Annotated in this window: 10 protein-coding genes; 8 read left to right on the forward strand and 2 right to left on the reverse strand. The window is 45.1% G+C overall.

The annotated features are described in order from the left end of the window. Positions 1–403: 403 nt before the first annotated feature. Entirely contained in the window at positions 404–1,234 is an 831-nt protein-coding gene (locus C232_RS0114545) for a Cof-type HAD-IIB family hydrolase (RefSeq protein WP_018664880.1), read from the reverse strand. 259 nt (positions 1,235–1,493) lie between these two features. Here C232_RS0114545 and C232_RS0114550 point away from each other — a divergent pair, with 259 nt between their 5' ends. The 6 genes from C232_RS0114550 (at position 1,494) to C232_RS0114575 (ending at position 7,915) form a co-directional block, all read left to right on the forward strand. Further along, on the forward strand, positions 1,494–2,102 hold the full coding sequence (locus tag C232_RS0114550; RefSeq protein WP_018664881.1) for a methyltransferase: 609 nt from the start codon (positions 1,494–1,496) through the stop codon (positions 2,100–2,102). 153 nt (positions 2,103–2,255) lie between these two features. Then, the gene (gene htpG / locus C232_RS0114555) at positions 2,256–4,133 is read left to right on the forward strand and encodes a molecular chaperone HtpG (RefSeq protein ID WP_018664882.1); all 1,878 of its coding nucleotides are present in this window, start codon (positions 2,256–2,258) and stop codon (positions 4,131–4,133) included. A gap of 248 nt (positions 4,134–4,381) precedes the next feature. Beyond that, complete coding sequence (locus C232_RS0114560) at positions 4,382–5,569, forward strand: M20 family metallopeptidase (protein ID WP_018664883.1); 1,188 nt, start codon at positions 4,382–4,384, stop codon at positions 5,567–5,569. A 116-nt stretch (positions 5,570–5,685) separates the two neighbouring features. After that, positions 5,686–6,453: a transporter substrate-binding domain-containing protein gene (locus tag C232_RS0114565; RefSeq protein ID WP_018664884.1), complete on the forward strand. Its 768-nt coding sequence runs from the start codon at positions 5,686–5,688 to the stop codon at positions 6,451–6,453. Positions 6,454–6,540: 87 nt separating this feature from the next. After that, entirely contained in the window at positions 6,541–7,200 is a 660-nt protein-coding gene (locus C232_RS0114570) for an amino acid ABC transporter permease (RefSeq protein WP_018664885.1), read from the forward strand. Continuing rightward, entirely contained in the window at positions 7,193–7,915 is a 723-nt protein-coding gene (locus C232_RS0114575) for an amino acid ABC transporter ATP-binding protein (protein ID WP_018664886.1), read from the forward strand. The genes C232_RS0114570 and C232_RS0114575 overlap by 8 nt, the downstream gene beginning before the upstream one ends. Before the next feature lie 198 nt (positions 7,916–8,113). Here the strand turns inward: C232_RS0114575 and C232_RS0114580 are convergent, their stop codons facing one another. Beyond that, positions 8,114–9,325: an MFS transporter gene (locus C232_RS0114580; RefSeq protein WP_018664887.1), complete on the reverse strand. Its 1,212-nt coding sequence runs from the start codon at positions 9,323–9,325 to the stop codon at positions 8,114–8,116. A gap of 208 nt (positions 9,326–9,533) precedes the next feature. Here C232_RS0114580 and C232_RS0114585 point away from each other — a divergent pair, with 208 nt between their 5' ends. Both C232_RS0114585 and C232_RS0114590 read left to right on the forward strand, forming a co-directional pair. Further along, complete coding sequence (locus C232_RS0114585; RefSeq protein ID WP_018664888.1) at positions 9,534–11,132, forward strand: ATP-binding protein; 1,599 nt, start codon at positions 9,534–9,536, stop codon at positions 11,130–11,132. A gap of 1 nt (position 11,133) precedes the next feature. Further along, a complete protein-coding gene (locus tag C232_RS0114590) occupies positions 11,134–11,814 on the forward strand; it encodes a response regulator (RefSeq protein WP_018664889.1) in 681 nt (226 codons plus the stop codon). Positions 11,815–11,885 lie beyond the last annotated feature (71 nt).

Consider the following 11,885-nt stretch of genomic DNA (forward strand, 5'->3'; position numbering starts at 1 on the left):
CCTTGCTTTTCTTGGTTTGCATGGCATAAGTGCTTCACCATGCTTGCTTTGTACGAACACTAACATGAAGTGTCCCTCCTTTATTGGAGTGGTTTCCCATCCTCAATGTTATCTAACCTTCGCAACGTGGTTCACTGTTCCTTCCCCTCAGAACTGTTTAGAGAGCCACGACAGAGCCATGAACTTGGGAATCATTCATGGGTGTCTACATGAAAGATAACGTAGCCCACATGGACTTAGAGTAGACAACTAGGGCTTTTTTCAAGCCCCCACTTCAATCAGACCGTAAGGCCGATAAGTGGTGGGTAGTTGACAAACATTCCCAACATCTCCCTGATAAGCCTTTGTTCATTTTCTAATCAGTGGGGGATGAAGGAAAACCCCCGCTGATGGAAGTTTCACTTTATAGATGCCCGGGCTTTAAAATATGTTTCTCCAAACTATGCCTGACCCCGTCCTCGTCATTGGTAGAAGTCACTTCATCAGCTTTTTCTTTGACTTGAGCAGGGGCGTTTCCCATTGCCACCCCAATGCCGGCAAATTCGAGCATATCACGATCATTAAAGTTGTCGCCCAATGCCATGATTTCATGGCGGGAAATGCCAAGTTGACTCATTAAATTCAGGATGGCGGCGGATTTGGATACTGTCTTGTCCATCATTTCCAAATACGTATCTTTTGACTTGTAAATGGACAGATTTGGAAAATAATCGGTTAGCTTTTCCTCAAGCCGGCTGATCTCCCCGGGTTGCCCCATGCAAAGAATTTTATGGATGGGCTGGCCTTCTTTTAAATAAGCATCAAGTTGCTTTTCAAGCGGGACGACCCCGGTAATCGCCTGTTCCTGAACGACCCATTCATTTTGAAGATCTTCCACAATCCACTGGTCCTCGTGGTACACATTAAAACTGATGCCGGGAAAATCAGTATGAACCAGTTTGTATAAGCGGCAGGCATCGTGATCGGAAGGCCCTTTGCTGTAAAGTTCAGGACGGGTTCCATTTTTTTCGGGCTTCCCCAGCACAAGCGCGCCGCTATAGCAAATCATCGGCGACATAATGCCCAGCTCTTTTTGAAGGGGGGCCACTCCGCTTGGCATTCTGGCAGAAACCAGAACAAATGGAACGCCTTTTTCCACACACATTTGGACTGCCCGCTTTGTTTCGGGTGAAATCTGATGGCTGGAATTCAATAAAGTTCCGTCAATATCACTAAATACTGCTTTAATGCCCATTACGCCTCACCTCTTTCGGTATGTAAGCTGTTCAATGCCGGGTTAAAGCTGCTTCACCTAAAAGTTGATACATCAAGAAAACAAATCTCCCTCCTTATCATAATAGAGCGCATCTCTCCCTTTCAAGACGATTTACTAAAAATGTCTGGCGGTGATCGCCGGCATTATTCAAATTAGGAAGTTTGCCGGATCTTTATCAGGACAATGATTAAAAAATCGATTAAACTAAAGAAAAAACATGCATATAGGAGCCTTAATCATGAACGATTCATATATTGACGGCCTGCTTCACATCAAAACAACCGGGGAACAACAAGGATTCAACCAGTCGCTGCACTATAACCGCTACGAACCGACCCCGTATGTCGCGCTGGATGAGCTGTTTGACCATTACGAAATTGAAAAAAGCGACCATGTGGTGGATTTCGGCTGCGGGAAAGGGCGCCTCAATTTTTATATTCACCATGTTTTCCATGCCACCGTGACAGGCATTGAAATGAATGATACCTTTTACCATCAGGCGCTGGAAAACAAAAGTAGATATACGAAAAAATTCGGCAACCATCCGGACCGCATCCACTTCCATAAGATGCTCGCCGAAGAATACGAAATCAATCCCGCCGACAATCGCTTTTATTTTTTCAACCCGTTCTCAGCCGGGATTTTCATGAAAGTGGTGCAGAATATCCTGCGCTCCGTTGAAAAAACGAAGCGGGAAGTGGACATCATTTTGTACTATCCATCCCTGGATTATACCTATTTTCTCGATGAACAGACCTCTTTTGAGCGAAAACTCGAAGTGCCACTCACTAATTTATACGAACATAACCCGTATGAAAAATTCTCCGTTTACCATTTGGCTTACTAGGCCGGCGCTGCGCCAAACCGCCAATTATTTGACAAACTACCGGTGCTGTGCTAAAAAGTAATATGTTAGCACTCAGATGATAGGAGTGCTAATACAATCGGACAGAAAACAAATTACATATAGAACCAAAACCACTGAAAGGGGAGATCATGAATGGCAACAAAAGAATTCAAAGCAGAATCGAAACGCCTGCTCGACATGATGATCCACTCGATTTATACACAAAAGGATATTTTTCTGCGCGAGATTATCTCAAACGCAAGCGATGCTATTGACAAAATCTATTACAAGGCACTGACAGATGAAAACCTCACGTTTGACAAAGACAGTTATTATATCAAAATTACACCGGACAAAGAAAACCGGACATTGACCATTTCTGATACCGGAATCGGCATGACAGAAGATGAACTTGAAAATAACCTCGGAACCATTGCACAAAGCGGATCCCTTGCCTTTAAAACAGAAACGGAATTAAAGGATGGGCACGATATCATCGGCCAATTCGGCGTCGGCTTCTATTCCGCCTTTATGGTTGCCGATCATATCACAGTGATCTCAAAAGCTGCCGGCAGCGGCCAGGCCTATAAATGGGAATCAAAAGGTGCGGAAGGCTATACGATTGAACCTTGCGAAAAAGACGGCACCGGCACTGATATCATTTTAAAATTAAAGGAAAACACCGAAGACGACGATTATGATCAATATCTGGATGAATACCGCCTCAAGGCGATCATCAAAAAATACTCCGACTTCATCCGCTACCCCATTAAAATGGAAGTGACCGAACAACGGCCGAAAGAAGGCAGCGACAACGAGTTTGAAGAAGTCAAAGAAGAACAGACAATTAACAGCATGGTTCCGATCTGGCGCAAAAACAAAAACGAACTGACAGACGAGGATTATGAGAACTTTTATACGGAAAAGCATTACGGCTATGATAAACCGGTGAAACATATCCATATCAAAGTCGACGGGACTGTCCGGTATAATGCGATTCTCTATATCCCGGAGAATATACCATTTGATTACTATACACCGGAATACGAAAAAGGCCTCGAACTGTATTCAAACGGTGTCCTGATCATGGAAAAATGTGCGGAGCTGCTGCCGGATTATTTCAGCTTTGTCAAAGGCATGGTTGACTCGGATGATTTATCATTGAATATCTCACGGGAAATGCTGCAGCACGACCGCCAGTTGAAACTGATCGCGAAAAATATTAAAAGCAAAATCAAACGCGAGCTTGCGAATCTCTTAAAAGACAACCGCGAACAGTACGAAGCGTTTTACAAATCGTTTGGCCGCCAGCTGAAATTCGGCGTCTACAATGAATTCGGCACCCATAAAGAAGATTTGCAGGATTTGTTGCTGTTCTATTCATCAAAAGACAAAAAGCTTGTGACGCTTGATGAATATGTCAGCCGCATGCCGGAGGACCAAAAATATATTTATTATGCAACCGGTGAATCGATTGACCGCATTGAAAAACTGCCGCAAACAGAACTTGTCGCCGATAAAGGCTATGAAATTCTCTACTTTACGGATGATATCGATGAGTTTGCGATCAAGATGCTCATGAAGTACAAAGAAAAAGAATTCAAATCTGTTGCAAGCGGCGACCTCGGCATTGAGGACGACGACAAAAAAGAAACGGAAACAGAAGAAAAGGAAAACAAAGACCTCTTTGAATTCATGAAAACCGCGCTCGACGGCAAAGTCAAAGACGTGCGCGCATCACACCGCTTAAAATCGCATCCGGTCTGCTTTACAACTGCCGGCGAAGTATCGGTTGAAATGGAAAAAGTGTTGAGCGCGATGCCGAACGGCCAAAACGTCAAAGCGGATAAGGTGCTTGAGATCAATATCCACCACGATATTTTCCGCGCATTAAAAGCGGCATTTGAAAACGACAAAGACAAATGTAAACTGTACACCAACCTGCTTTACAACCAGGCACGCTTAATTGAAGGCCTGGATATAGAAGACCCGGTTGCCTTCACAAATGATATTTGCAAAGTGATGATCTGATCACTATAAAGCTTTACTCCTTCAAAACGGGGTAAAGCTTTTTTTGAAAAAACACAGTTCGTGTGAATCCAGCCAAGCATGGATTGGGAGTGTGCCGATCATGGATGGATGGGACGTAGGAAATTTCCTGACAAAAATCAAAAAACCCCTTGTCGAATCTTGCAACCTGGTGTATATTTATAACAATGAATTTATAAATATTAATATTTTTACATTTTTATTCAGGATGAGCAGGGGGAACTTTCCAAATGAAAGCAGAATTAAAACAGCATTTAGCAGAGATCGAGCAGCAGTTATGGAAAATGAGTGACGAATTATACCATCATCCTGAACTCGGGGATCAGGAATATCAATCTATGAAACTGCTGGCCGGTTTTCTTGAATCGCACCAGTTTACAGTCGAAAAAGGAATTGCAGGCAGGCCGACCGCATTCAAAGCGGTATATGACAGCAAAAAAGAAGGCCCGGCAATTGCCTTTCTATCTGAATACGACGCACTTCCGGGCATCGGCCACGGATGCGGGCATAATATGATCGGGACGATGAGCGCAGGTGCAGGGGTTCTGTTAAGTAAACTCGCACAAGAAACCGGCGGGCGCGTTGTCGTCCTCGGAACGCCGGCGGAAGAAACCAACGGCGCCAAAGTTCCGATGTCGGAGCAGGGCATTTTTGATGACATTGACGCGGCGATGATTGTGCATCCGGCTGATCAATCTTATGAAAGCGGGGAGTCGCTCGCAATGGACGCGATTCAGTTTGACTTCCGCGGCAAATCGGCGCATGCTGCTTCCAACCCGGAAGAAGGCATCAACGCGCTAGATTCAGTCCTCCAGTTATTTAACGGCATCAATGCACTCCGCCAGCATGTGACTTCCGATGTCCGCATTCACGGGATCATAAAGGAAGGCGGAATTGCCGCAAACATCGTGCCCGATAAAGCGGTCGCCCAATTTTATGTGCGCGCCAAAGACCGTACCTATTTAAATGAAGTCGTTGAAAAGGTAAAGAACATCGCAACCGGCGCCGCGCTGATGACCGGGGCTGAGCTGCACATCTCAAACTATGAATTAAGCTATGACAATATGATCACAAATCAAACCTTGTCGCAGCTGTTTACGCAAAATCTGCTAACCACGAAAGTCAAAGAAGTGAAGAAGCAAAAAACGTCATACGGTTCGATCGATATGGGCAATGTCAGCCATGTTGTGCCGGCCATTCACCCGTACATCGGTTTGGACAAGCCGGGTCTGGTCGCGCATACGAAGGAGTTTGCCGACACCACAATTACGGACAACTCCCACCAAGTACTGTCAAGCGGAGCATTGGCACTGGCCATGACGGGTTATGACTTGATGACAGACAAAGAAATCTTTGCCAAAATGCAGCAGGAATTCGAAGCAAATGTGAAGGCTGGCGACTTGGTGAAAGCTGACTAATCTATTAAAATACTTTTCTAAAATATGTATCTTCTCAAATATCCAACAATATGTTAAAATTCATGTTGTTGAATAAAAATACTTCCAAAGATTTTATACAGCCACTAGGAGGAAAAATGGTGAAAAAGTTAATTTTGGTGATGACGCTTGCTTTTGCAATGGTACTCATGACAGCTTGCGGAGGTTCCGGCAACGAAGGCTCTTCCAAAAAGCAAAAAGTACTGACGATGGGGACTTCAGCAGACTTTGCTCCGTTTGAAACAAGAGACACTTCAGGCAATGTTGAGGGATTTGATATTGATCTGGCAAAATACATTGCAAAAGAACTGGGATATAAACTTGAAGTAAAAGATATGAAATTTGATGGGTTGATCGGCGCACTGCAATCTAAACGTGTGGATATGGTGCTTTCAGGCATGTCTGCAACAGAGGAACGTGCGAAAAACGTAGACTTTTCGAAACAGTACCACCACTCAGGAGAAATGTTTGTAACTTTAAAGGGTTCAAACATCAAGAAGCTTGAAGATATCAAAGGAAAGACCGTTGGCGTACAGCTTGGTACGATTCAGGAAGAAGGCGCGGATAAGCTGAAAGGCAAGTATGATTTCAGTGTCAAAAAACTCGATAACTCTACGAACTTAATCCAGGAATTGCTGTCCAAACGCATTCAAGTCGCCTATTTGGATAAAACAGTGGCAGACGGTTATATCAAAAAGCAGAATTTAACAGGGTTTGACGACCCAACTACAAGCTCTCCGGGCATGGCGGTTGCTTTCCCGAAAGGCAGCAACCTGAAAGACAAAGTCAACAAAGTGCTGGCGAAAGCTGAAAAGAACGGTAAGCTTGATGAATTGGAAAAGAAATGGAAAATTGATCAGCAATAATTCAGATGCAAGGCGCCTTGTTCGGCAGGGCGCCAATTTTTCAAAACAGTTACAGAAACAGACTACGATTAAAGTGAGGTGTAAGGCATGAATTTGGATTTCAGCCAAATCGTGCCTTATATCCCTTTTATTTTAAAAGGGATATGGGTAACGCTAAAATTTGTTTTCTTTGCGATTCTTTTTGGTTTTGTGCTCGGGACGATTTTTGCCCTGTTTAAAATCTCCCATGTTAAAACATTAAAGTGGATCGGTGATATTTATACTTCGATTTTCCGCGGAACGCCGCTGATTGTTCAACTCATGCTCATCTATTTCGCAATCCCCCAGCTGACCGGTTATGATATCAAGCCATTTCCTTCTGCGATATTGGCTTTCGGACTGAACTCGGCTGCCTATGTTTCGGAAATTATCCGCGCCGGCATACAGGCGGTTGATAAGGGCCAGACAGAAGCTGCCCAGGCACTCGGGGTTCCGTACCACTTAATGATGAGGGATTTGATTCTGCCGCAAGCAATGAAAAATATTCTGCCTGCGCTCATGAACGAATTCATTTCTCTTACAAAGGAATCCGCACTCGTATCCACCATCGGCTACCTGGATTTGATGTGGCGTGCCCAGGTTGTCGGTTCGCAAACTTACCACAATTTTGAACCGCTCCTTTTTGTTGCCGTCATCTACTGGATACTCGTCTTAATCTTGACAATGCTTGGCAAGCAGGTGGAAAGGAAGATGAAATACAGTGATTAAAGTGGAACATCTCTATAAACAATTCGGCCAAAACGAAGTATTAAAAGATATCTCGGTAAATGTGGCGCAAGGGGAAGTGGTCGCGGTCATCGGCCCGTCCGGATCCGGAAAATCAACATTCTTGCGCTGCCTCAATTTTTTGGAGGAGCCGACAAAGGGGCGAATCTGGATTGACGGCGAAGAAGTAACCGACCGCAAAACCAATATTATGAAAGTGCGCTCTGAAATCGGCATGGTGTTCCAGCACTTTCACCTCTTCCCGCATAAAACCGTATTGGACAATTTAATTTATGCGCCGATGAAAGTGAAAAAAGAAAGCCGCCAAGCCGCGCATGAAAAAGCGGAGGACCTGCTGGCAAAAGTAGGATTGACAGAAAAGGCGGATGCCTATCCGAACAGTCTCTCGGGCGGACAGAAACAACGGGTCGCCATTGCCCGCGCGCTTGCAATGGAACCGAAACTGATGCTGTTTGATGAACCCACTTCTGCCCTCGACCCGGAAATGGTCAAGGAAGTGCTGAACGTTATGAAAGATTTGGCCCAATCCGGCATGACCATGATTATTGTCACACACGAAATGGGATTCGCCCGTGAAGTCGCCGACCGCGTCCTTTTCATAGATGAAGGAAAAGTTCTGGAAGAAGGCGCCCCGGACGAATTTTTTGACCATCCGAAAACAAGCCGGGCGCAGGACTTTTTGGATAAGGTATTATAATCTAAATTGATTTTGAATGGCAGGGCATTGCTGAGATTGAGGTAATGCCCTGCTTTTTGAATTTCCGGGGTACTTCATATCGGCATGAAACCCAACAGGGGGAAAATTACAAACCCACACCCGTGAATCCCATTATAAAGAAAAACCAGGCTCAAATGCCCTCCATCAAGCTGGTGAAACGTTTCAAAGCAAGAATGATTAATTGCGCAAATGTTGTGCGGCTACCTGTTTTCTTTCCAACGCAGCTTTTTTTCCGTGTGCAAAATAATAAATCGCAATGCTTGCCACGATCCAAACGGAAATGGCCAAATAAAGCGAACGGAAGCTCACGGAACCGGCGGCGATTCCGAGCAGATAAGGGCCCGACCCGCTTGCCAAATCAATAAAAATAAAGAAGGTCGAAGTCGCAAGCGCTTTATGATGGGGAGGAGAAAGCTTAATCGCAATCGCCTGAAAACAAGACTGGACTGTACCGTAACCGATGCCGATTAACGCACCTGATGCGAGCAGCATCCATCCGTTATGCGCGAGGCTGAGCAGCAGAAACCCGGCAGCCAAAATGACCAATAGCGGATAGACGATGAAATTCTCGCCGCGCACATCAAACCACTTGCCGGTAAACGGGCGCGTCATCACTAATGCTACGGCATACACAATAAAGAAAAAACTGGAAACCCCGGCCAAATGGATATCTTTCGCATAGAGCGACAAGAATGTCAGAAGGCTGGAATAAGCAACCGTAATCGCAAATGTCACAGCGGAAATGGGCACGGCGGCCGGTTCAAAGAAATCTTTGACATGAAATCCGGACATCTCTTTCAACTGCTTACGTGTGACCGTTGCTTCCGGTACGGATATAAATAACGCCGAAACCAAGTCGATAAGTGCAATCAAGCTTGCTGCAAGTATAATCATTTTAAAACTGGCAACGCTGCTGATGAACATGCCCAAAAACGGCCCGATCGCCATTGCCAGGTTCATGCTTGTCGCATAATAACCAGTCCCTTCGCCGCGCCGTTCATTCGGAATAATGTCTGCAACAATGGCGCCCGCCGCCGTTGTAATCGCCCCATGCATCAATCCTTGAATAAACCGCAGTGCCATGAGGACAGCCAAACTGCCGGCTGCAAAATGGAGCACCATGACCGCAAAAAACACAGCCAATGACCAGATGATTACCCGCTTGCGCCCCCACTGGTCAAGATATTTCCCGGCAAAAACCCGCGCAATCAATGACGCAATAACAAAGATCCCCGCAGCAAGGCCCGCCGTGCTCTGGCTTGTATGGTACGCCGAGGTCACATACAGCGCCATCGTTGTCATTAACAAATAAAAAACAACATGTGTGAAAAAATTAGTAGATGAAATCAGGATAAAATCCTTTGTCCAAAGTTTTGGCCGCTTGTTCATACTGGCAAATCTCCTCTAGAAATGGTTTAAAAGATGATAATCCCATTATAAGGCCCGGCAGTTGGACGATTCAATGCATTTCTGCTTACGAAATTTATGCTGCCGGTAAAGAAAGCTTTTGGAATCCACGCCTCAGCCATTCAAATATGACAAAAATTTTAAAAAATCGTGTAAAATAAAGAGATAGAGAAGTTGATGGGGGATGGGGATGCGCAGATTAAGAGTTTCATTGCAGACGAAAATATTAGGGCTTGTGCTTTTGATGGCATTTCTCATCATTGTCATGTTGACGAGTTACTTTATGATGCTTGAAAGCAGGCAAGTCGAAGAACAAAAGGGCCGTTTGGCATTGGAAATGTCGAAAACGGTTGCATCAATGCCAACCATCGTCCAGGCCTTTCAGCAGAAAGACCCGGCAAAAACGATCGCACCGCTTGCCGAAAAAATCCGAAAACAAACGGGTGCGGAATTTATCGTAGTCGGCAATACGAAAGGAATCCGTTATTCGCACCCGCTCAAAAACCATATTGGAAAGAAAATGGTGGGCGGCGATAATGAGCGTGCGATTTTAAAGGGTGAATCGTATATTTCAAAGGCAGATGGCTCGCTTGGCCCATCACTGCGCGGAAAAACGCCGATTTATGATGACAGCGGAAAAATTATCGGGGTGGTATCTGTCGGTTATATGCTGCACGATATCAATCAGCAGATGAATCACCGCATGATGAAAGTCGGTATTGTCGCCCTGATTGCACTTTTGTTTGCGGTTTTCGGCAGTACATTGCTCGCCCGTGACATCCGCAAAGATACAATGGGGCTGGAACCATTTGAAATTGCCGCCCTTTACAAAGAAAAACGGGCCATTCTGCATGCCGTTAAAGAAGGAATCATTGCGATTGATCCGGATGGTTTTATTACGACCATGAACCAGCCCGCCAAAAAGCTGCTTCATATTCATGGTTCTGTCCGGCATACGAAAGTAGATGAATGGATCCCGGCTTCCATTTTCTATGACGTCCTCCACTCAAAACGGCCGAAGATGGATCAGGAGATTGTCTGGAAAAAGCAAAATCTCATCGTCAACAGCACACCGATTTTAAATGACCGGGGAGAAGTGGCAGGGGTCGTGGCGTCATTCCGCGACCGATCCGAGATTGAAAGAATGATCAATACGCTGAGCGAGGTCCGCAAATACTCGGAAGACTTGCGTGCCCAGTCACATGAATATACAAATAAATTGCATGTCATCTCAGGCCTATTGCAATTGGGCGCCTATGATGAAGTCGTGATGTTTATCCAGGAGGAGACCAAAAATCTGCAGAGCCAGCAAAAACGTGTCTTTGAAAATATCAAAGATGCAAAGGTGCAGGCCATCCTGCTCGGAAAGCTTGGTAAAGCCTCAGAGAAGAAGATTGTCTTTGATATTGATCCGAACAGCTCTCTGCAGCCGCTGCCGAACCAGATAAGCTTATCGCAGCTGATCATCATCATTGGCAACTTGCTCGATAATGCTTTTGAAGCGGTATCCCAATCAGAAGCGCCTGCCGTTTTATTTTTTGCAACAGACATCGGCGAAGACATTATTTTTGAAATTACCGATATTGGTATTGGCATGGACGAAAAGATGATCAATCAATTGTTTAAAAGGGGTTTTACGACAAAGAACGGTGAGGGGCAGCGTGGATTTGGATTGGCAAATGTAAGCCAGGCCGTACATGAACTTGGGGGCTTTATTGAAGTGCACAGCAAAGTTGGAAAAGGGGCCACCTTCACGATTTATTTACCGAAAACAAAGGGAGAGGATTGAATTGGAATCATTAAAAGTCGTGATTGCAGAGGATGATTTTCGTGTTGCGGATATGCATGAAAAATTTCTGGCCAAATTTTCATGTATCAAAGTGGTTGGAAAGGCGTTGACAGCAGAACAGACTTTTGAATTTCTGCAGCAAAAACAGCCGGATTTGCTGTTGCTTGATATCTATTTGCCCGATCATCTCGGCATTGATTTGCTTGCCGATATTCGGGAGAGATTTCCGCATGTCGATATCATGATGATTACAGCAGCGGCAGAAAAAGATTTTATTGAAACAGCACTCCATTACGGGGTAGAGCATTATTTTATTAAGCCGGTTACGCTCCAGCATTTTCAAGCGACGATCGAAGCCTATTTGGAAAAAAGGCGCCGCTTCCAAACCGCAGAGGCTATTGACCAGGAATGGGTGGATTCCCTATTCAGTACCCGTGGCCAGGAAGCAGCGGCAAAGGAAACACAGCTCCCAAAAGGCATTGATACGATCACACTCGGAAAAGTCAAAGCTGCTTTGCTCACAGATCAAGGCCAATCAGCAGAACAGATCGCCGGGCAAATCGGTGCTTCCCGGACAACTGCACGCCGTTATTTGGAGTATTTAATCTCGGTTCACACATGCAAGGCGGAAGTGGAATACGGGATTGTCGGCAGGCCTGAGCGCAAGTATTATCTAATTTAGTTTGCCCCTTCCTGCCAGTGCAGATATACATAAAATCGCAGGATCACAAAAATTATCTAATTTAATGGAAG

It is taken from the genome of Heyndrickxia acidiproducens DSM 23148, from assembly GCF_000374345.1.
Classification (GTDB): domain Bacteria; phylum Bacillota; class Bacilli; order Bacillales; family Bacillaceae_C; genus Weizmannia; species Weizmannia acidiproducens.

What these genes read in the sequence shown, in the direction of transcription:
- C232_RS0114545 (WP_018664880.1), bottom strand. Translation starts at nt 1,234, where the DNA reads ATGGGCATTAAAGCAGTATTTAGTGATATTGACGGAACTTTATTGAAT.
- C232_RS0114550 (WP_018664881.1), top strand. Translation starts at nt 1,494, where the DNA reads ATGAACGATTCATATATTGACGGCCTGCTTCACATCAAAACAACCGGG.
- htpG (WP_018664882.1), top strand. Translation starts at nt 2,256, where the DNA reads ATGGCAACAAAAGAATTCAAAGCAGAATCGAAACGCCTGCTCGACATG.
- C232_RS0114560 (WP_018664883.1), top strand. Translation starts at nt 4,382, where the DNA reads ATGAAAGCAGAATTAAAACAGCATTTAGCAGAGATCGAGCAGCAGTTA.
- C232_RS0114565 (WP_018664884.1), top strand. Translation starts at nt 5,686, where the DNA reads ATGGTGAAAAAGTTAATTTTGGTGATGACGCTTGCTTTTGCAATGGTA.
- C232_RS0114570 (WP_018664885.1), top strand. Translation starts at nt 6,541, where the DNA reads ATGAATTTGGATTTCAGCCAAATCGTGCCTTATATCCCTTTTATTTTA.
- C232_RS0114580 (WP_018664887.1), bottom strand. Translation starts at nt 9,325, where the DNA reads ATGAACAAGCGGCCAAAACTTTGGACAAAGGATTTTATCCTGATTTCA.
- C232_RS0114585 (WP_018664888.1), top strand. Translation starts at nt 9,534, where the DNA reads ATGCGCAGATTAAGAGTTTCATTGCAGACGAAAATATTAGGGCTTGTG.